The following is a 20,094-nucleotide window of genomic DNA, read 5'->3' as shown; positions in this document are numbered from 1 at the left end:
CACTGGAGCAGCACACCAGACCGTAGCCACGGTCCCCGCTCCAGCAAGGATGGAGCCAGGCAAGCACCGTGATGGCCGACGCGCCCACCCACCCCAAGGCCGAGCGCCTGCGGCGTTCCCTGCTCAGCCAGGTGGGCAGCCACGGCCTCCAGTTGCTCATTTCGATTGGCCTGGGGGGCTGGATGGCCCGCTACCTGGGCCCGTCGGATCTAGGCAGGCTGAGCTACGTGACCGCCCTGGTGGGAGTACTGGCCCCCCTGGGCAGCCTCGGAACCTCGGCCAGCCTCGGAGTGCTGCTGTGCGAGCCGTCACCACAGCCGGGGCTGGTGCCCACAGCCCTTTGGCTGGAAATCGCCGGCACGGGGGTGCTCGCCCTGGTCTTGTTACCGGTGGCCTGGTTCAGCGGCGACCCTGTGGTGACGGGCCTGATCGGGCTCGCCATTCTGGCCAATCTGTTCCGCTCGGCGCAGGTGCTTGAAGTGGCCTTGCTGGCGATGGAGCAGGGATCGCGGCTGGCTGGCGTCAACGTCCGTCATGACCTGGTGAGAATGGCGCTCACCAGCCTCGCCCTGGGCCTGCGGGCGCCGCTGCTGGTGTTTGGCGTGGTGCAGGCCGCCACGGCCGCGGCCCGGGCCTGGCTTCTGGGAGCGGCGAGCCGGGCCACCAACCAGGCAGGCCACTGGGGCCAAGCCAACCTCAGCGCAGCAGGGGCACTGATCAGGAGAGGCTGGCCCTTGATGCTGGCCGGCCTCTCGGTATCGCTTTACATGCAGTCAGACCAGGTGATGTTGGCCTGGTTCAAAGGCCCGGAGGATGTGGGGCAGTACGCGGTGGCGGTTCGCGCAGCCGAGAGCTTGTATGTCTTGCCCCTGATTCTGGCCCGCACCATGTTGCCCCAGGTGGGGCGAGGGAGTGGCAAGTTCCGCACCGATAGATCGCTGCGCAAGCTCTATCAGAGTGCGTGGATTCTTGGCATGGGCATGATGATCGGTTCGGCCGTGATTCTACCTTCCCTGATTCCCATCATTTTCGGAGCAGACTTTCAGCCGGCCATGCTCACCCTGAGGTGGCTGGCACCAGCCTCATTCGCGGTGGCCATAGGATGCGCCAGCGCGGTTTGGCTGAACACTCAGCAGCTCGCCAGAGCGATCACCGTGCGCAGCGCCATCGGAGCCATAACCAACATTGCCTTGAACTCTATTCTGATCCCGCCGCTTGGCATTGTTGGCGCAGCGATGGCCACTTCTGCCTCCTATCTGGTGAGTGTGTTTGCGCCGGTGCTCTGGAGCCGCAGGATCGCCAGAAATTTCGCTTTTCTGATCGCACCACTCCCCTGATGGCCGGTTTTCTTCGCAACTGGATGCCGCCCGCACTGCTGCTTTCCTGCCAGCACCTTGTCAGAGAGCTGTGGCGGCAAGGGAGCACTGGATTGGACGGACTCGACCTCAGGCTGATCGACGCGATGCCACCCAGGAGGAATGGATACTTCATCGAACTGGGCGCCAATGATGGCCTGCGGCAATCGAATACCTACAAGCTTCAGCGGCATTATGGTTGGACAGGCTTGCTCATTGAAGCCAGCCCCCGCCGATTCGTTGATTGCATTCAGAATCGAAGCTTTGGTGATCATCCCGCCGTGAGGTGCGCGGCTTGCGTGCCCTTCGGCTATTCAGATAGATTTGTTGAAATGATAGAGGCAGACTTGATGAGTGTGGCCAAGGGTCTGAATGTAAGCGATGCTGCTGTTCTGAACCATGCTGCTCGGGGTATCCAGTTTCTGGATCATCCCCAAGCCAGCTTCGCCTATGGCGCCTTGGCATGCACACTCACGAGTCTTCTGGATGACGTCAGCGCTCCTGACCAGCCGGATCTGCTCAGTGTGGATGTGGAAGGCAATGAGCTGGCCGTGCTGATGGGCCTAGATTTCAGTCGATATCAACCAAAGTGGATCCTCGTGGAGACAAGGGATCAGAGTTGCAGTGTTTTCCTCAACAACCAAGGCTATCATCTGCATGAAGTCTTGAGTGATCATGGAAACTATCGGGATCTTCTCTTTTCGATCTGAACCAGCCTTGGCAACCTTTTCAGGTCCAAACCATCAGTTCAGGAGCTTGACCCTGCCCTTGTGTCGGCAGCTGATCTACAGCTGCCCGCTGGCATGAACACCAAGGACACCCCTCTCCTGCTTGTCGCCTGGCGCCGTCCCCATACCCTGCGGCAGGTGATTGACGCCATCCGCCCGGTCGCACCAACCCGGCTGTTCGTGGCCTGTGATGGACCCAACCCCGATCGCCCAGGCGAAGTGGAGAAGGTAGCCGCCACAAGGGCAGTAATCGAAACCGAGATCGACTGGCCTTGCCAGATTGAGCACCTCTACTCTGACACCAACCAAGGCTGCCGCCTCAGCGTCAGCCGCGCCATCAGCTGGTTCTTCGAGCAGGTGGTAGAGGGCATCATTCTGGAGGACGACTGTATTCCCCATCCCGACTTCTTCCCCTATTGCACGGAGCTGTTGGTCCGCTACCGGTACGACACACGAGTCTGGTGCATCAGCGGGAACAACTTTCAGAACGGCCAGTGGCGTGGCGACGGCAGCTACTACTTCAGTCGTTACAACCACTGCTGGGGCTGGGCCAGCTGGCGCCGCTGCTGGCGCCACTACGATGGCGAACTTCGCCAATGGCCGTCCCTCAAGGCCTCTGGACTGATCGGATCAATCTTTGAAAACCGCAGGGAGGCCAGATACTGGACACGCATCTGGGACCGCTTGCTCAGCAAAGGAGAGCCGGACTCCTGGGCTTACCGGTGGGCCTTCACATGCTTTGCCAATGGAGGCCTAACAGCGCTACCTAATTTGAATCTCGTAGAGAATGTGGGTTTTGGGAAGGATGCCTCCCACACCACGTCGGAACATTCAACAGGTGCACCCCTGAGCCATAGAGCAGAGCATCCATCCGGGCTAATACCATTGCAGCATCCCAGATTTACGGTGCGGAATGTCGCTGCAGACACCTATACGTATAGCCACCATTTTACCAGGTCTTTTCCATCTCGAGTTGCGCATAGGCTAAGACTGCTAAGCAGCTCTCGATGGCGAGGATCAGGGAGGGCTTATGATTGATTTAAGCAAGTACAATCTGTCTAGCATCGAGAGAGCTGGCGTTGAAGGTTATCTCAAACAAATCGGAAAGCACCCCAGCCTTGAGCAGATTTGGGCCTTGATGGACAAAGCATGGCGGGATGCGGGCTGCAGTCAAAAGAGATTTCAAGATAGCAAATATCATATGTTTTACGCCAACGCCGTATGGCTCCTGAATGGAATCTACATCGAGCAAGATCCAGTATCCATGGGGCACAGGCCCTCGATTGCAAATGCTATTGCCTCACTTGGGCTAAAATTCATTGTTGATTCCGGCGGTGGCTTTAGCACCCTTGCCAGGCTAATAGCGGATCGCCTTCCTTCCTCGCAAGTCTCCATCTACGATCCGTTCCCTCCAGCTCCTGGCTTGGAAACCTGCAGGGCGTATCCAAGCATCACTTACGTCGGCACGCTCACGCCGAACCGATTCGATGCACTGGTCTGCACCGATGTACTCGAGCATGTGCACGACCCCTTAGGCCTGCTAGAAGAGATGGTGGCAGCGGTGAAACCAGGAGGCCATCTCTTCATAGCCAACTGCTTTCAACCAGTGATCCTCTGCCATCTTCCCTGCACGTTTCACCTCCGCTATTTCTTCAGCTGGTGTGCCGAACCACTGGGGCTGCAACAGATGGGGCGATGCAAAGGCAGCCACGCCTGGATCTATCGCCGACGCTCTAAGGGGGCTATGAACCTACGAAAAGCGCGTTTCCGAGAGGCAGTGGCCAAGGCGCTGCATCCGCTCCTCTGCTGCTTTGCGATACCGGCTCGGCCCATTCTGAGAGGGATGAGAAACCTCCAATTGATTGGCCCAACACCTTGAACATCTGCCACGTTTCATTCTCCGACGGAAAGGGTGGTGCCGCCCGTGCGGCCGATCGGATTCACACCTCACTGCAAGAAGGAACAGCCCAGCAGGTATCCAGCTCCATGCGGGTCAGCCGGAAACAAAGCGACCAGGCCTCCATCCACGGCCCGAAAGGTCAACGGGCAGCACTCCCCCTGGCCCGCAGCGCACTCGGGGGCCTTCTCCCAGGCCTGCAGCGCACCTCCAACCCAGTGCTCCATTCCCCTTCCTGGATCCCCTGCCAGCTCGACCGAGAACTCAACGCCAGCGACGCCGACCTGCTGCACCTGCACTGGGTGCAGGGCGAGATGCTCTCGATCGAAGCCATCGGCCGTCTGCGCAAGCCACTGGTGTGGACCCTCCATGATTGCTGGGCCTTCAGTGGCAGTGAGCATTACCCCAATGGCACCGATGACCTCAGGTACCAGCAGGGCTACCACCGCCACAACCGCCCACCCGGCCATGGCGGTCTGGACATCGACCGATGGTGCTGGCAGCGCAAACGTCGGCAGTGGCGACGACCCATCCAGCTCGTGTGCCCCAGCCGCTGGCTGGCCGGTTGTGCACAGCATTCGGCACTGTTGGCCGACTGGCCGATGCGGGTGATTCCCTATCCCCTGCCTACCCACGTCTACCGGCCCTGGCCCCAGGTACTGGCGCGGCAGTTGTTCGCGCTGCCGGAAGAGGGGCCCCTGCTGCTCTTCGGTGCCCTGGGCGGCAGCCGCGACCCGCGCAAGGGCTGGGATCTGCTCGAAGCCGCCCTGCTTCAGCTCGCCCCCACGCTGCCAGGCCTCCGTGCAGTGGTGTTCGGCCAGTCGCAGCCCCACGATCGGCCACGACTCGGGCTGCCGATTCACTACCTGGGCAGCCTCCACGACGATCAGTCCCTGGCAATGCTGTACTCCGCCGCCGATGTGATGGTGGTGCCCTCTCGCATGGAATCATTTGGGCAGACCGCCAGTGAAGCCCAGAGCTGCGGCGTGCCGGTGGTGGCCTTCAACGCCACCGGCCTGCCTGATGTGGTGGAACATCAGCGCACCGGCTACCTCGCCACTCCCTACGATCCCGCAGACCTCGCCAGGGGCATCGGCTGGGTGCTGGAAAGCACCGAGCGGCGGGAATCCCTGGGCAGCGAGTCGCGCCAGCGCGCCGAACGCCTCTGGAACCCCGGCCGCATTGCTGGGCTCTACGCCGAGCTGTACCGAGAGGTGCTGAATTGCTCGCCCAGCCAAGGCAGATGAGGGCAGCAGCAGCCAGGCCCGAAGTGAGCATCATCGTGCTCACCCGCAACAACCCCCGGGACCTGGACGACACCCTCGCCTCGATCCGCCACCAGCAGGTGTCGGCCAGCCTGCAGGTGGTGGTGGTGGACGGCAGCGATGTGCCCGTGCCCCCGGAGGCGGTGGCGCCATTCGAGCTGGTGCGTGATCACCCGGCCGGCGGCATCTTCCCGGCCATGAATCTCGGTCTCAGCCACAGCCGCGGCCAGTGGGTGCAGTTCCTCAATTCGGGCGACAGCTGGCTCCATCCTCAGGCCCTTCAACGGCTGCTGGATCACGAACAGGCCCACCGCCGCCGCACCGGCAGCTCCCCGCGCGTGGTGTTCGGCCAGGCCCGCATCTGCCCCGTGCCGCCCAGCCGCTGCCGGCCCTGGCTGGTGCCGGATCCGGCGATGCGCAACCTGCGCCGCTGGATGCGCTTCTTCCTGCCCAACCACCAGAGCCTGCTGGTGGAAGGCGACTGGGCCCGCTCCAACCCCTTCAGGCTCGACGCGCCCTACAGCGCTTGCCTCGGCTGGATGGCGGCTGCCTTCGCCGATCTCAGCCGCGTGGCCTACCTGCGCGAGCCGGTGGTGACCTACAACCTCGGCGGCATCTCCAGCCAGCTGCCCACCTGGACCGTGCTGTGCCTGCGTCTCAAGGAACCCACCCGCAGCCTCACGGGCAAGACGGCACAGATCGTCAAGTTCGGCCTGAGGCCCTTCGCCCGCCACTACCCCCGTCTGATGGCCCTGCGCTCGCGCCTGGTGGGCTGGCTCGTCTGAGCCCCTACCCCACCAACCCCAGCCGTGCGCCGGTGTAGCCGCCGCGCTCGCGCACGGCCGTGCACCAGCCCTGCTGCTCCAGATACCAGCGCACCGTGGCCTCCAGGCCCGCCTCGAAGCTGTGGCGCGGCTGCCAGCCCAGCTCGCCGCTGATGCGGGCCGGGTCGATGGCGTAGCGGCGGTCGTGGCCGGGGCGGTCGCTGACCGGGGTGATCAGGCGGGCGTGGGGAGCGCCAGCCGGACGCAGCTGATCGAGCAGGGCGCAGATCGCCTCCACCACCTGCTTGTTGGTGCGTTCGCCGTGGCCGCCCACGCAATAGCTGCGGCCCAGCTCGCCGCGGGTGGCGGCCAGCAGCAGGGCATCCACGTGATCCTCCACATAGAGCCAGTCGCGCACATTGGCGCCGTCGCCGTAGAGGGGGATCGGCTCGCCGGCGGCGGCCTTGAGGATCACCACCGGGATCAGCTTCTCGGGGAACTGCCAGGGGCCGTAGTTGTTGGAGCAGTTGGTGAGCACCACCGGCAGGCCGTAGGTGTGGTGCCAGGCGCTCACCAGGTGGTCGCTGGCGGCCTTGCTGGCCGAGTAGGGGGAGCGGGGGTCGTAGGGGGTGGTCTCCGAGAAGCGGCCCGTGGGCCCCAGCGAGCCGAACACCTCATCGGTGCTGATGTGGTGCAGCCGGAAGGCGGCGCGCCGCTCCTCGTTCAGACCCTCGTAGTGGCCCCGCAGGGCCTGCAGCAGGTGGAAGGTGCCGCTCACGTTGCTGGCGATGAAGGCCTCCGGACCCTCGATCGAGCGGTCCACGTGGCTCTCGGCGGCCAGGTGCATGACCAGATCCGGATCGGCCTGGCGCACCGCCGCGGCCGTGGCCTCGGCATCGGTGAGGTCCACCCGCAGCAGCTGGTGGCGGGCCCCGGCGCCATCACCGAGCTCATCCAGCACGGCCTCCACGCTGGTGAGATCGCTGGCGTAGCCGCACTTGTCGAGGTTGAACACCGTGGCCTCGCTGTCGCGCAGCAGACGCCGCACCACGGCGCCGCCGATGAAGCCGGCGCCGCCGGTCACCAGCACGCGGCGGCGGGGACCGAGCAGGGAGGGGAGGTGGTTCACGGGGGAGCGGCGGCGGGAAACGGAAGGGGGCGGGAAAGGGAAGAGGGCAGCTGCTGCAACACCTGGCGCAGGGCCGCGCGCCAGTGGCGGGGCGGCAGCTCGAGCAGGCGGTGGCTGGCGGTGCACTCCAGCAGCGAATAGCTGGGCCGGCGGGCCGGGGTGGGGTAATCCGCCGTGGTGATCGGCCGCACCCGCGCCTGGCGCTGCAGCAGCCCCAGCTCCTGGCCCAGCTCGCCGATGGCCACGGCGAAGTCGTACCAGCTGGCGGCGCCCGCATCGCTCCAGTGCAGCAGGGGCGGCAGGGGCTCGGCCAGGTCGGCCGACACGGCGGCCTTCTCCCCACCGCGGGCCACCGCGATCAGCCGCCAGCAGGCCGCCGCCAGGGTGAGGGTGCTGGTGGGGCAGCCCACCTGGTCGGCCACCACGCCGATCTCCGGCTTCTCGGCATGCAGGCGCAGCATGGTGAGGCAGAAATTGCGGCCCACCGGGCCATACACCCAGCTGGTGCGCAACACCTGCGCGCGGCCTGCCTCTGCCAGGGCGCTGGCCAGCACCGCCTGTTCACCGGCCGCCTTGCTGGCGCCATACACCCCCAGGGGCGCCAGGGGCTGGTCGGGCCGGTAAGGCGTGCCCTGGCTGCCGTCGAAGACAAAATCGGTGCTCAGCTGCAGCAGCCGGCCGCCGCTGCCGGCCAGGGCCTCGGCGAAGGCCGCCGGCGCCGCGGCATTCACGGCGGCGGCCAGCTCCGGCTCGCTCTCGGCCCGGTCCACCGCCGTGTAGGCACCGGCGTTGAGCACCCAGTGGGGGCGCAGCTCCTGCACCAGCTGGCGGCAGGCGGCCGCATCGGCCAGGTCCAGGGCGCTGAGACCCTCGCCGCCGCTGCGGCTGGTGGCGATCAGCTCCAGGCCCGCAGGGGTGCTGGCAACCAGTGCCTGGCCCAGCTGGCCGGCAGCCCCGGTAAGCAGCACCTTGAGGGGCTGATCGGCTGACGCCATCGCGGCCGTGTTGGTCATGGGAACAGGTCCCCCGCGCCCAGCTCGGCGAAGAGCGGCGCCGCGCCGTCCTTGCCGCTCAGCTGGGGCTGGGCCCCGGCCAGGGCCTCCAGGGGCCAGGCGATCGCCAGGGCCGGATCATCCCAGCGGATGGCGCGCTCGCAGTCCTTGCTCCAGAAGTCGGTGGTCTTGTAGAGCACCTCTGCCTCGGGGCTGAGGGTGAGGAAGCCGTGGGCGAAGCCCGGCGGCACCCACAGCTGCTGCCTGTTCTCGGCGCTGAGCAGGGCGCCGCCCCACTGGCCCCAGGTGGGCGAACTGCGGCGGATGTCCACCGCCACATCGAAGATCTCACCCAGCACGCAGCGCACCAGCTTGCCCTGGGGGTGGGGCGGCAGCTGGTAGTGCAGGCCCCTGAGCACCCCCTGCTGCGAGCGGGAGTGGTTGTCCTGCACAAAGCTCGTGGCGCCCGCGGCGGCATTGAAGGTCTGTTGGTTCCAGCTCTCGTAGAAAAAGCCCCGCTCGTCGCCGAACACCCTTGGGCTGAGCTGCAGCACCCCCTCCAGAACGGCTCCTGAGGCACTGCGCAGCGGCTCAACCTGCATCGTCTGTCTCCAACACCTGCAGCAGATACTCGCCGTAGCCACTCTTGCGCAAGGGGGCAGCCAGGCCGGCGAGCTGCTCGGCGTCGATCCAGCCCATCCGCCAGGCCACCTCCTCAGGGCAACCCACCTTCAGGCCCTGGCGATGCTCGAGGGTGCGGATGTAGCTGCCCGCCTCGTGCAGGGAATCGCAGGTGCCGGTGTCCAGCCAGGCCATGCCGCGGCCCATCAGCTCCACCCGCAGCCTGCCCTCCTCCAGGTACTGGAGGTTGAGGTCGGTGATCTCCAGCTCGCCCCGGGCCGAGGGCACCACCCGCCGGGCCCGCTCCACCACGGAGTCGTCATAGAAGTAGAGGCCGGTCACGGCGTAGCGGCTGCGGGGCTTGGCGGGCTTCTCCTCGATGCTGAGCACCCGACCCTCGCCATCGAAGGCCACCACGCCGTAGCGCTCCGGATCGCGCACCGGGTAGGCGAACACCGTGGCGCCCTGGTGCTGGCCATTGCAGCCCTGCAGCTGGGGGCTGAAGTCCTGCCCGTGGAAGAGGTTGTCGCCCAGCACCAGGGCAGCAGGAGCGCCCGCCAGGAAGGACTCCCCGATCAGAAACGCCTGGGCCAGGCCATCGGGGCTGGGCTGCACGGCGTAGTCAATGGCCATGCCCCAGCGGCGGCCGTCGCCCAGCAGCCGCTCGAACGGCTCCCGATCGGCCGGAGTGGTGATGATCAGCACCTCGCGGATCCCCGCCAGCATCAGGGTGCTGAGGGGGTAATAGATCATCGGCTTGTCGAACACCGGCAGCAGCTGCTTGCTCACCCCAAGCGTGATCGGGTGCAGCCGGGTGCCGCTGCCACCGGCCAGAACGATGCCCTTGCGCTGCTGGCTCAAAGCGTCGGGGTGACTGGGAGGATGTTGCCATGGTGTTGTTGCCATGGTCGCGATCCAGCTGCTTCGCCATGCTCCCGGCGCCCCAGGCCTGCGCTGGTTCGGCCTCGGCCCCGGCCTGCGCCCCAGCCGCGCCCTGCTGAAGCTGCGGCACCTGTTCAACCACCACGCCTTCTGGGCCCAGCAACGCAGCTACGCCCAGCTGCGCACCCTGCTGGCCGGCAGCCCCGTGGTGGTGAGCCTGTGGCGGGGCAAGCGGCTGGTGGGCTTCGGGCGGGCCAGCAGCGATGGGGTCTGCCGGGCCGTGCTCTGGGACGTGGTGGTGGCGGGCGATCTGCAGGGACGCGGCCTGGGCCGCCAGGTGGTGGAGGGCCTGCTCAGCGATCCGCGCCTGCAGCAGGTGGAGCGGGTGTATCTGATGACCACCAACAGCGCCGGCTTCTATGAGCAGCTCGGCTTCCAGAGGGTGAAGAGCCAGCAGTTGCTGGCGCACCATCCCCAGGAGGCTGGCCCAGCCCCACCCAGCTAGCCCGGCAGGCCCGCCATCAGGCTGCCCATTTCGAGCGCCTGCAGGCCATAGCTCCAGCCCAGGTTGCTCTTGATGCCGGCCCGCTCCAGGGCCTGCTGCATGGTGTCGGTGGTGAGCACCCCGAAGATCACCGGCACGCCGCTCTGGCGGCTCACCGCCGCCACCCCCTTGCTCACCTCGCTCACCACCACGTCGAAGTGGGGCGTATCGCCGCGGATCACGGCCCCCAGGGTCACCACCACCTGATAGCGGCCGCTGGCGGCAAGGCGCTGGGCCACCAGGGGAATCTCAAAGCTGCCTGGCACCCAGGCCACATCCAGCTGGGGGCTGTTGGCTGACGTGTCGATGCCGTGGCGACCGAGGCAGTCGAGGCAGCCACTCAGCAGCTTCGCGGTGACCAGATCGTTGAAGCGGGCCACCACCACGCCGATCCGCAGGGAGTCAGCACCGACGAAGCGGCCCTCAAAAATTGCCACAGGCAGACGCCACTGAGTGGCGCGGCAAGGTTCTTTCAGGGTAGAAGGCGCTCTGGTACTGCGGCTTCAGACCACGAAGTAGCTCATGCCCCAGTTGACCAGCACCAGGGCCACCCAGGCGATCCCACCGATCAGGATCAGGCGGTTGGAGCGGCCGCTGTCTTCGCTGGTGGCGTAGAGCACGGGCACCGCCACGATCAGGGCGAAGGACATCACCACCAGGGCCAGAACGGTGAGCGTGTTGAGGATCTGCATGGATCTGCGGCGTCGCCGGGCCGGTCAGTGCCGGGATTCTCACACGCAGGCCAGGGGTCTCCGGCGCGGCCAGCCCCGATCCTTCACAAGTTGTCGGGCTCCGGGATCGGGCAGCTGCGGCCCCGGTGGCGCAGGCAGCCGAGGCGCCCGGCCTACGATCAAACGGCCTCCAGCGCAGAGCCGTGGCCGCGGAAGCCGACCAGCAGCTTTCGCTCATGCCCGAGCCCGTCCTGCAGGGCTCCCTCTTCGCCGAGATCCACGGCCCGGGGCAGGCCGGTGCCAGCGGCGAGGCCGCAGCTGGGCACATTGCGGCAGGCGAGAGAGGCACGGCATCGGACCCGCTTGCCGCCGCAGCCGCCCGGCCGCGGCAGCGGGCGGCACGAGTCCGCCCTGTAAAGCCTGAGCCCGACGAGGCCGCCAACGCAGACGCCGTCCCCCAGGCCCCTGGCAGCAGCACCCCGGGCTCCAGCGCTTCGGGTGCGAGCGCTCCCGAGAGCGATCTGCCCCCCTGGCACCACCACAGCCTGGTGGAGCCGGCCCGGCTGCCGCCAATGCTGCGCCACTACGTGCAGCTCAAGCGCGACCACCCCGAGCGGGTGCTGCTCTACCGGCTGGGCGATTTCTTCGAGTGCTTCTTCGAAGACGCCATCACCCTCTCGCGGCTGCTGGAGCTCACCCTCACCGGCAAGGAGGCCGGCAAGACGATCGGGCGGGTGCCGATGGCGGGCATCCCCCACCACGCGGCTGAGCGCCACTGCGCCGAGCTGGTGCGCCGCGGCTTCAGCGTGGCCCTCTGCGACCAGCTGGAGAGCACCCCCGCCAAGGGCGAACTGCTGCGCCGGGGCATCACCCGCGTGCTCACCCCTGGCACCGTGATCGAGGAGGGGATGCTGGCGGCGCGCCGCAACAACTGGCTCTGCGCCGTGGTGCTGGAGCCGCCGGGCAGCGGCGCCGGCTGGGGGTTGGCGGTGGCCGATGTGAGCACCGGCGAGTTCCGCGTCAGCCAGCAGCAGGGCAGCGATGCCCTGCACCAGGAGCTGCTGCAGGTGGAGGCGGCCGAGGTGCTCTGGCCGGCGGTGGCCAGCGAGGAAGCGGCTGCCGCCGCGGCCTGGTGTCCAGCCACCCTGCGGCGCACCCCCCTGCCGCGCACGCCGTTCGAGGCGCCCGAGGCCACGGCCACCCTCAAGCAGCGCTTCGGCCTGGCGAGCCTGGCTGGCCTCGGCCTGGGGGAGCACCCCCTGGCCCTGCGGGCCGCCGGTGGGCTGGTGGCCTACCTCGATGGCACCCAGAGCGGCCAGGTGCCGCTCGATCCCCCCACCACCTGGCACCCCGACGAGGCCCTGGTGCTGGACGCCGCCACCCGCCGCAACCTGGAGCTCACCCGCACCCAGCTGAGCGGCGCCTTCGAGGGCTCCCTGCTCTGGGCCCTCGATCGCACCCACACCGCCATGGGGGGCCGCTGCCTGCGGCGCTGGCTGGAGGCGCCCCTGCTGGATCTGGAGAGGATCGAGGCGCGCCAGACGGCGGTGGGGGAGCTGGTGGGTCAGCGCCCGCTGCGGCTGGCCCTGCGCCGGCTGCTGCGGCCGATGGGGGATCTGGAGCGCCTGGCGGGCCGCGCCGGCGCCGGCAGTGCCTCGGCCCGCGATCTGGTGGCCCTGGCCGATGGGCTGGAGCGGCTGCCCCAGCTCGCCGGCCTGCTGCAGCGCTGCGCTGCCGCCCCCCTGGCGGCCCTGGCGCGGCCCTGGCCGTCGCTCGACGCCCTGGCCGAGGACCTGCGCCACGTGCTGCTGGAGACGCCGCCGCTCTCGCTCACGGAGGGGGCCCTGATCCATGACGGCATTGATCCGCTGCTGGATGGCCTGCGCAACCAGCTCGATGACCAGGACGCCTGGCTGGGCCGCCAGGAGGCCGCCGAACGGGCGGCCAGCGGCATCGCCAGTCTGCGGCTGCAGCACCACCGCACCTTCGGCTACTTCCTGGCGGTGAGCCGGGCCAAGGCCGCCGCCGTGCCTGACCACTGGATCCGCCGCCAGACCCTGGCCAACGAGGAGCGCTTCGTGACGCCCGCCCTCAAGGGCCGCGAGGCCGAGATCCAGCAGCTGCGGGCCCGTGCCGCCGAGCGGGAATATGCGCTGTTCTGCCAGCTGCGCGGCCGGGTGGGCGAGCAGGCGGCCGCCATCCGCCAGGCCGCCCGGCTGGTGGCCGAGCTCGACGCCCTGGTGGCCCTGGCCGAGCTGGCCGCCAGCGGCGGCTACTGCCGCCCGCAGCTCAGCGACGGCCGGGAGCTGCAGATCGAGGCCGGCCGGCACCCGGTGGTGGAGCAGCTGCTGGTGGAGGAGCCCTTCACCGCCAACGGCATCGCCCTCGGTTGGGAGGGCCCGCAGTCAGCGCCCGATCTGCTGATCCTCACGGGGCCCAACGCCAGCGGCAAGAGCTGCTATCTGCGCCAGACGGGGCTGCTGCAGCTGATGGCCCAGATGGGCAGCTGGATCCCGGCCCGCTCGGCCCGGCTGGGCCTCGCCGATCGCATCTTCACCCGGGTCGGCGCCGGCGATGACCTGGCCGCCGGCCAGTCCACCTTCATGGTGGAGATGGCCGAAACCGCCAACATCCTTCACCACGCCACGGCCCGCTCACTGGTGCTGCTGGATGAGATCGGCCGCGGCACCGCCACCTTCGATGGCCTCTCGATCGCCTGGGCCGTGGCCGAGGAGCTGGCCCAGGGCATCGGCGCCCGCAGCGTCTTCGCCACCCACTACCACGAGCTCAACGAGCTGGCCGAGCTGCTGCCCAACGTGGCCAACGCCCAGGTGCTCGTGGAGGAAACCGGCAGCGACCTGCGCTTCCTGCACCGGGTGGTGCCCGGCGGCGCCAGCCGCAGCTACGGCATCGAGGCGGCCCGCCTGGCCGGCATTCCCGCCTCGGTGCTGCTGCGGGCCCGCCAGGTGCTGAGTCGCATCGAGGCCAACAGCCACGTGCGGGTGGGTCAGGACGCCGCCTGACGGCAGCCGGCCCGCAGCAGGGCGTTGCAGGCCGCGCCCACCAGGGCGGCTCCGCCCCGGGAGCCCTCCAGCCGTACCTGGGCCAGGCCACTGGCGCCCAGGTGACGCTTGCTCTCCGCCACCCCCACGAACCCCACCGGCATGCCGATCACCAGGGCCGGCGCCGGCGCCGCGCCGGCAGCCACCAGCTCCAGCAGACGCTCCAGGGCCGTGGGGGCACTGCCCACCAGCACCACCAGGCCCGGCCCCAGCGCCGCCAGGGCACCCTCCATGCCCACGGCCGTGCGGGTGCTGCCCTCGGGCGCCCGCGCTGGTGCCCAGGCGAGCACGCTGTGCACCGGATTGGCGAAGCTGCGGGCCGCCATCGGCGCCACCGCCGCCGCGGCCATGGCCGTGTCGGTGAGGATGGCGCCACCGGCGGCCAGGGCGGCGGCGCCGGCGGCGCAGGCCCCCGGGCTGAAGCGCAGATCCGCCGCGATCGAGAGGTCGCCGCTGCTGTGGATGCAGCGCTCCAGCACGGCCCGCTCCAGGGGGTCGGTGGGGCCGGCCACAGCGCGCTCGGCCAGTTCGGCCCGGATCAGCCGCAGGCTCTCGAGAAAAATCGGATGATCCTGGAGGATGGGGGTCTCGATGGAACTCGGGGGGGATCGGTCGGGAGCGCTCTGGCCTGACCGCCCTCACAGCCATGGCGCTCCCCAACCCTATCCACCCCCGCCGCCATGCCGATCCACCTGCTCTGGGGCGATGACGACGCCGCCCGGGGCCGGGCCGTGGATGGCCTGATCGCCCGGCTGGTGGACCCCGCCTGGGCCTCGATCAACCTCAGCCGCCTGGATGGCCAGGATCCCGCCCAGGCGGCCCAGGCCCTGGGGGAGGCGCGTACCGCTCCCCTGGGGGCAGGGGCGCGGCTGGTGCTGCTGCAGCGCAGCCCGTTCTGCAACCAGTGCCCCGCCGAGCTGGCCGATCAGCTCGAGGCCACCCTGCCGCTGGTGCCGGAGAGCTGCCATCTGCTGCTGGTGAACACGGCCAAACCCGATGGTCGCCTGCGCACCACCAAGGCGCTGCAGAAGCTGGTGAAGCAGGGCCAGGCCGAGGAGCAGGGCTTCCCCCTGCCGGCGATCTGGGATGGCGCCGGCCAGCTGGAGCTGGTGCAGCGCACCGCGCGGGAGCTGGGCCTGCAGCTGCAGCCGGGCGCCGCCGAGGCCCTCAGCGAGGCCATCGGCAGCGACAGCGCCCGGCTGGCCAGTGAGCTGGAGAAGCTGGCGCTCTACTGCCAGGGCACGCCGGCCGGCTCGGCAGCACCCCAGGCGGACAGGCCGATCAGCGTGGAGGCCGTGCAGGCCCTTGTGGGGGGCCGGAGCACCAGCGCCCTGGCCGTGGGCGATGCCCTGCTGCAGGAGCGGCCCGCCGAGGCGATCGCCCTGCTGGATGCCCTGATCGAAGCGGGTGAACCAGCCCTGCGCATCGTGGCCACCCTCTCCAGCCAGATCCGGGGCTGGCTGTGGGTGTGCCTGCTGGATCAGCGCGGTGAGCAGGACGTGGCCGTGATCGCCAAGGCGGCCGGCATCGGCAATCCCCGCCGCATCTATGTGATGCGCAAACAGATCAGGGGGATCCCCGGCTCCCGCTTCCTGGCCCTGCTGGCGCTGTTGCTGGAGGTGGAGGCCGCCCTCAAGCGCGGTACAGCCCCCGGGGATGCCTTCCGTGACGGCTTTCTGCTCGGCGCCGCCGCCCGGGAGCTCACCCCGGCGCAGGGCCGCAGTCGATAATCGGCCGTTGCGATCACCCCTGATCCCTCAACCCCATGGCCCTGCTGGTTCAGAAGTTCGGCGGCACCTCGGTGGCCGACGTGGCACGGATCCAGGCGGTGGCCCGCAGGGTGGCGCAGTGCCGCGACGAGGGCCATGAGCTGGTGGTGGTGGTGTCGGCCATGGGCCACACCACCGACGAACTCTCCGGCCTGGCCCGGGCGATCAGCAGCGATCCGCCCCAGCGGGAGATGGACATGCTGCTGGCCACCGGGGAGCAGGTGTCGATCGCGCTGCTGGCGATGGCCCTGCACGCCGAGGGCGTGCCGGCGGTGTCGATGACCGGCACCCAGGCGGGGATCATGACCGAGTCGGCCCACGGGCGCGCCCGCATCCTCGAGATCCGCACCGAACGGCTGCGACGCCTGCTGGATGAGGGTCAGGTGGTGGTGGTGGCGGGCTTTCAGGGCACCAGCAGCGGCCTGGCCGGCACACCGGAGATCACCACCCTCGGCCGGGGCGGCTCCGACACCTCCGCCGTGGCCCTGGCCGCGGCCCTCGGCGCCGAGGCCTGCGAGATCTACACCGACGTGCCCGGAGTGCTCACCACTGACCCCCGCAAGGTGCCGGATGCCCAGCTGATGGCGGAGGTGAGCTGCAACGAGATGCTGGAGCTGGCCAGCCTCGGTGCGGCCGTGCTGCATCCCAGGGCGGTGGAGATCGCCCGCAACTACGGCGTGCCGCTGGTGGTGCGCTCCAGCTGGAGCGAGGCGCCCGGCACCCGGCTCACCAGCGGCGCGCCGCAGCCGATCGGCCAGGGCGGCCTGGAACTGGGCAAGCCGGTGGATGGCGCCGATCTCGAGAGCCGCCAGGCCGTGGTGGCGCTCTCCCACGTGCCGGATCGGCCCGGGGTGGCGGCCCAGCTGTTCGAGGCGCTCGGAGCGGCGGCCCTCAACGTGGACCTGATCGTGCAGGCCACCCATGTGGGCACCACCGACGAGGCCTGCAGCTTCACCAACGACATTGCCTTCACCCTGCCCGAGGCCGACCTGGAGCAGGCCCAGCTGGTGTGCCGCGAGGTGCTGGCCGGCATGGGCGCCGAGCTCGGGGCCGGAGCCGCCACCCTCAGCGGCGAGGCGGGGCTGGCCAAGCTGAGCATCTCCGGCGCCGGCATCATGGGCCGCCCCGGCGTGGCGGCGCGGCTGTTCGACACCCTGGCCCGCTACGGCATCAACCTGCGGCTGATCGCCACCAGCGAGGTGAAGGTGAGCTGCCTGGTGGCGGGCGACCAGGGCAGCCGCGCCCTGCGGGCGGCCGCCGAGGCCTTTGAGCTGCAGGAGAGCCAGCTGCGCCACGACCCACCCCCCTGCCACAGCGGCGAGGCGGCCGTGCGGGGCGTGGCCCTCGACAGCGGACAGGTGCAGGTGGCCGTGCGCCAGGTGCCGGACCGCCCAGGCACCGCCGCCGCCGTGTGCAGGGCCCTGGCCGATGCGGGCATCAGCCTCGATGCCATCGTGCAGTCGGAGCGCACTGGCCTCAGCGGTAACCACCGCACCCGTGACATGAGCTTCACCCTGAAGCGCGACGACCGCAGCCGCGCTGAACAGGCCCTCGGGCCGTTACTGGGCCAGTGGCCCGGCTCCCGCTTCGAGGAAGGCGCGGCCATTGCCAGGGTGAGCGCCGTGGGCGCCGGCATGCCCTGCACTCCGGGCACCGCCGCGCGCATGTTCCGCTGCCTGGCGGAGGCCGGCATCAACATCGAGCTGATCGCCACCAGTGAGATCCGTACCAGCTGCGTGGTGGCCGCCGAACAGGGGGTGGGGGCCGTTCAGGCCGTGCACCGCGCCTTCGATCTCGGCGGCAGCACCACCCACCGGGCCGAGGGCAGCGAGGCCCCGGAGCTCAACGGCGGCCCACCAGTTTCTGCCGCAGCCCCTTGATGCGGTCCCTCAGGTTGGCGGCCTCCTCGAACTCCAGGTTCTTGGCCGCTGTTTTCATTCTGTCCTCGAGCTGCTGAATCAGTTCCGGCAGGGAATCGAGGGGAACGGCATTGTGCTCGGCCTGATCCGTGGCCTGCTCAAGCTGCTCGTCGTTGAGACGCCTCGACACCTCCAGGGAAGCCAGGATGGAATTCCCGGCCCGCTTGCCTGCGGGTGTGGGGGTGATGCCGTGCTTCACGTTGTAGGCATGCTGAATGGCGCGACGGCGTTCGGTCTCGCCGATCGCCTTGGCCATCGAATCGGTGAGGTTTTCGGCATAGAGCAGGGCTTTGCCCTCCACATGACGGGCGGCGCGGCCAATGGTCTGGATCAGGGAGCGCTCGGCCCGCAGGAAGCCCTCCTTGTCGGCATCGAGGATCGCCACCAGGGACACCTCCGGCAGATCCAGGCCCTCGCGCAGCAGGTTCACCCCCACCAGCACGTCGTACTCGCCATTGCGCAGATCCTGGATGATCTCGATGCGCTCGATCGAGTGGATCTCGGAGTGCAGATAGCGCACCCGCACCCCGTTCTCGGCCAGATAATCGGTGAGGTCCTCGGCCATGCGCTTGGTGAGCGTGGTCACCAGCACCCGCTCCTGCTTGTCGGCGCGCTGGCGGATCTCGCCGAGCAGGTCGTCCACCTGGCCCTCGGTGGGGCGCACCTCCACCACGGGATCGAGCACGCCGGTGGGGCGGATCACCTGCTCCACCACCTGGCCGCGGCTCTCGGCCAGCTCCCACTGGCCGGGGGTGGCGCTCACGAAGATGGTCTGGCGGGCCTTCCGCCAGAACTCCTCGCCCTTGAGGGGCCGGTTGTCGGCGGCGCTGGGCAGGCGGAAGCCGTGCTCCACCAGCACCTGCTTGCGGCTCTGGTCGCCGTTGTACATCGCCTGCAGCTGACTGCAGGTGACGTGGCTCTCATCCACCACCAGCAGCCAGTCATCGGGGAAGTAGTCGATCAGGCACTCGGGCGGGGTGCCGGCCTGGCGGCCAGCGAGGTGGCGGGCGTAGTTCTCCACGCCGTTGCAGTAGCCCACCTGCTCCAGCATCTCCAGGTCGTAGGTGGTGCGCTGCTCCAGCCGCTGGGCCTCCAGCAGCCGCCCCTGGCCATTGAGCAGGTCGAGCCGCTCATGCAGTTCGTGGCGGATCGCGGCGATGGCCTCCGACAGCCGCTCCTTGGGGGTCACGAAGTGCTTGGCCGGATAGATGTTGATCGTGTCGAGACTCTGCAGGATCTCGCCGCTGGTGGGATCCACATAGCGGATCGCCTCCACGTCATCGCCGAACAGCTCGATCCGCACCAGGCGGTCTTCATAGGCCGGGCCGATCTCCAGCACATCGCCCCGCACCCGGAAGCGGCCGCGGGAGATCTCAACGTCGTTGCGGGAGTACTGGTTGTTGACCAGGTCACGCAGGGAGGCACGCAGGTTGAGCGTGTCGCCCACCTGGAATTTCACCGCGGCCTTGAGGTATTCGCTGGGGATGCCCAGGCCGTAGATGCAGCTGATCGAGGCCACCACGATCACATCGCGGCGCTCGAACAGGGAGCGGGTGGCAGAGTGGCGCAGCATGTCGATCTCTTCGTTGATCGACGCCGTCTTGGCGATGTAGGTGTCGGAGACGGGCACATAGGCCTCCGGCTGGTAGTAGTCGTAGTAGGAGATGAAGTATTCGACGGCATTCTTTGGAAAGAACTCGCGCAGCTCATTGCAGAGCTGGGCCGCCAGGGTCTTGTTGTGGGCCAGCACCAGGGTGGGGCGCCCCGTGCTGGCGATCACATTGGCGATCGTGAAGGTCTTGCCGGTGCCGGTGGCCCCCAGCAGGGTCTGGTAACGCTCACCCCCTTCCACACCCTGCACCAGGCCGGCGATCGCCGTGGGCTGATCGCCCTTGGGCTGGTAGGGGGCGTGAAGCTCGAAGGGAACCATCATGCCTCCCATTCTTGGCGAGCCTGGCCCGCCGCCGCGGTGCCGACAGCAGCGAAATGGCCGCCTTCGCCTCGGACACCCCCAAGGCCCCGGGTCAGCCAGCAGCCACCTGGCTCATCAGTGCCGAGACGCGGGTGAAGTCCACATCGAGGCCGAGCATGCGCAGGATCACCGCGGACAGCACCGCGTAGACCACCGCCCCCAGCACGGCGCTGAGCAGACCCTGGCGCAGCCTGAAGCCCTGGATCAGCCAGGCCGCCAGGCCGAACAGGATCACGGTGATCAGCCAGTTGAACAGCAGACTCACCGGACTGATCACGCCACCCAGGCTGGTGACGGCCCAGACGGGCCCGAGCACGAGTTTGAGCGGCCAGATCAGCAGGGTGCCCAGCAGGCCGATCACCACGGCGGCCAGCAGGGCGATCGGGAAGCTCTCGATCTCAACCCCCAGGGGGAGCCAGGCGACGATCAGCAGCACCAGTGCACGGATCGGCCACTGCAGCAGCCAGACGAGGGAGCCCATGACGGTTCAGGTGGAACTTCTGAAACGTAGGCCTGGCCAAGAC

The 20,094-nt window shown here is 68.5% G+C and carries 19 protein-coding genes; 10 read left to right on the top strand and 9 right to left on the bottom strand.

Going from position 1 to position 20,094, the window contains the following annotated elements:
* Window positions 1–71 precede the first annotated feature (71 nt).
* From ACWJIO_RS11995 to ACWJIO_RS11970, 6 genes are all read left to right on the top strand, one after another.
* A complete protein-coding gene (locus tag ACWJIO_RS11995) occupies window positions 72–1,337 on the top strand; it encodes a flippase (protein ID WP_480313654.1) in 1,266 nt (421 codons plus the stop codon).
* A complete protein-coding gene (locus ACWJIO_RS11990; protein WP_480313652.1) occupies window positions 1,337–2,065 on the top strand; it encodes an FkbM family methyltransferase in 729 nt (242 codons plus the stop codon). Before ACWJIO_RS11995 ends, ACWJIO_RS11990 begins: the two co-directional genes overlap by 1 nt.
* A 93-nt stretch (window positions 2,066–2,158) precedes the next feature.
* A complete protein-coding gene (locus ACWJIO_RS11985; RefSeq protein ID WP_480313650.1) occupies window positions 2,159–3,121 on the top strand; it encodes a glycosyltransferase family protein in 963 nt (320 codons plus the stop codon).
* Window positions 3,114–3,962 carry a class I SAM-dependent methyltransferase gene (locus ACWJIO_RS11980; RefSeq protein WP_480313647.1) on the top strand — a complete coding sequence of 283 codons (849 nt, stop codon included), beginning with the start codon at window positions 3,114–3,116 and terminating at the stop codon, window positions 3,960–3,962. Before ACWJIO_RS11985 ends, ACWJIO_RS11980 begins: the two co-directional genes overlap by 8 nt.
* Before the next feature lie 236 nt (window positions 3,963–4,198).
* Window positions 4,199–5,227, top strand: coding sequence for a glycosyltransferase (locus ACWJIO_RS11975; RefSeq protein ID WP_480313645.1), 1,029 nt, complete (start codon window positions 4,199–4,201; stop codon window positions 5,225–5,227).
* Window positions 5,224–6,030 carry a glycosyltransferase gene (locus ACWJIO_RS11970; RefSeq protein WP_480313643.1) on the top strand — a complete coding sequence of 269 codons (807 nt, stop codon included), beginning with the start codon at window positions 5,224–5,226 and terminating at the stop codon, window positions 6,028–6,030. The genes ACWJIO_RS11975 and ACWJIO_RS11970 overlap by 4 nt, the downstream gene beginning before the upstream one ends.
* Before the next feature lie 4 nt (window positions 6,031–6,034).
* Here ACWJIO_RS11970 and rfbB read toward each other — a convergent pair whose 3' ends face one another.
* The 4 genes from rfbB to rfbA are packed head-to-tail and all read right to left on the bottom strand — an operon-like array spanning window position 6,035 to window position 9,657.
* Window positions 6,035–7,138, bottom strand: a complete 1,104-nt coding sequence (gene rfbB / locus ACWJIO_RS11965; protein WP_480313641.1) for a dTDP-glucose 4,6-dehydratase — start codon at window positions 7,136–7,138, stop codon at window positions 6,035–6,037.
* Window positions 7,135–8,151, bottom strand: coding sequence for a dTDP-4-dehydrorhamnose reductase (gene rfbD / locus ACWJIO_RS11960; protein ID WP_480313639.1), 1,017 nt, complete (start codon window positions 8,149–8,151; stop codon window positions 7,135–7,137). The genes rfbB and rfbD overlap by 4 nt, the downstream gene beginning before the upstream one ends.
* Window positions 8,148–8,732 carry a dTDP-4-dehydrorhamnose 3,5-epimerase gene (gene rfbC / locus ACWJIO_RS11955; protein ID WP_480313637.1) on the bottom strand — a complete coding sequence of 195 codons (585 nt, stop codon included), beginning with the start codon at window positions 8,730–8,732 and terminating at the stop codon, window positions 8,148–8,150. The genes rfbD and rfbC overlap by 4 nt, the downstream gene beginning before the upstream one ends.
* Entirely contained in the window at window positions 8,722–9,657 is a 936-nt protein-coding gene (gene rfbA, locus ACWJIO_RS11950) for a glucose-1-phosphate thymidylyltransferase RfbA (RefSeq protein WP_480313635.1), read from the bottom strand. The genes rfbC and rfbA overlap by 11 nt, the downstream gene beginning before the upstream one ends.
* Between rfbA and ACWJIO_RS11945 the strand changes: the two genes are divergently transcribed.
* Window positions 9,656–10,138 (top strand): GNAT family N-acetyltransferase, encoded by a 483-nt coding sequence (locus ACWJIO_RS11945; protein ID WP_480313633.1) that lies wholly within the window; start codon window positions 9,656–9,658, stop codon window positions 10,136–10,138. The two genes, rfbA and ACWJIO_RS11945, sit on opposite strands and share 2 nt — an antisense overlap.
* Here the strand turns inward: ACWJIO_RS11945 and ribH are convergent.
* Together ribH and psbZ are read right to left on the bottom strand one after the other, a co-directional pair.
* Window positions 10,135–10,614 carry a 6,7-dimethyl-8-ribityllumazine synthase gene (ribH, locus tag ACWJIO_RS11940; RefSeq protein WP_480313631.1) on the bottom strand — a complete coding sequence of 160 codons (480 nt, stop codon included), beginning with the start codon at window positions 10,612–10,614 and terminating at the stop codon, window positions 10,135–10,137. The two genes, ACWJIO_RS11945 and ribH, sit on opposite strands and share 4 nt — an antisense overlap.
* 66 nt (window positions 10,615–10,680) lie before the next feature.
* On the bottom strand, window positions 10,681–10,869 hold the full coding sequence (gene psbZ, locus ACWJIO_RS11935; RefSeq protein WP_480313629.1) for a photosystem II reaction center protein PsbZ: 189 nt from the start codon (window positions 10,867–10,869) through the stop codon (window positions 10,681–10,683).
* 215 nt (window positions 10,870–11,084) lie between these two features.
* Here psbZ and mutS point away from each other — a divergent pair, with 215 nt between their 5' ends.
* On the top strand, window positions 11,085–13,871 hold the full coding sequence (gene mutS, locus ACWJIO_RS11930) for a DNA mismatch repair protein MutS (protein ID WP_480313625.1): 2,787 nt from the start codon (window positions 11,085–11,087) through the stop codon (window positions 13,869–13,871).
* On the opposite strand, the gene ACWJIO_RS11925 is transcribed toward mutS, so the two are convergent.
* Window positions 13,856–14,491, bottom strand: coding sequence for a precorrin-8X methylmutase (locus ACWJIO_RS11925; protein WP_480313712.1), 636 nt, complete (start codon window positions 14,489–14,491; stop codon window positions 13,856–13,858). The two genes, mutS and ACWJIO_RS11925, sit on opposite strands and share 16 nt — an antisense overlap.
* 99 nt (window positions 14,492–14,590) lie before the next feature.
* Here ACWJIO_RS11925 and holA point away from each other — a divergent pair, with 99 nt between their 5' ends.
* Window positions 14,591–15,640: a DNA polymerase III subunit delta gene (gene holA, locus ACWJIO_RS11920; protein ID WP_480313620.1), complete on the top strand. Its 1,050-nt coding sequence runs from the start codon at window positions 14,591–14,593 to the stop codon at window positions 15,638–15,640.
* A gap of 35 nt (window positions 15,641–15,675) precedes the next feature.
* Window positions 15,676–17,559, top strand: a complete 1,884-nt coding sequence (locus ACWJIO_RS11915) for an aspartate kinase (protein WP_480313616.1) — start codon at window positions 15,676–15,678, stop codon at window positions 17,557–17,559.
* On the opposite strand, the gene uvrB is transcribed toward ACWJIO_RS11915, so the two are convergent.
* Window positions 17,522–19,528: an excinuclease ABC subunit UvrB gene (gene uvrB / locus ACWJIO_RS11910; RefSeq protein WP_480313614.1), complete on the bottom strand. Its 2,007-nt coding sequence runs from the start codon at window positions 19,526–19,528 to the stop codon at window positions 17,522–17,524. The genes ACWJIO_RS11915 and uvrB overlap by 38 nt on opposite strands.
* Before the next feature lie 94 nt (window positions 19,529–19,622).
* On the bottom strand, window positions 19,623–20,051 hold the full coding sequence (locus ACWJIO_RS11905) for a phage holin family protein (protein WP_480313612.1): 429 nt from the start codon (window positions 20,049–20,051) through the stop codon (window positions 19,623–19,625).
* Between the last annotated feature and the right edge of the window lie 43 nt (window positions 20,052–20,094).

This window comes from Paraciimarium castrense LEGE 11436, from assembly GCF_056633055.1.
Note: the sequence above shows the minus strand (reverse complement) of the source record. Positions and strands in the feature narration are given on the sequence as shown.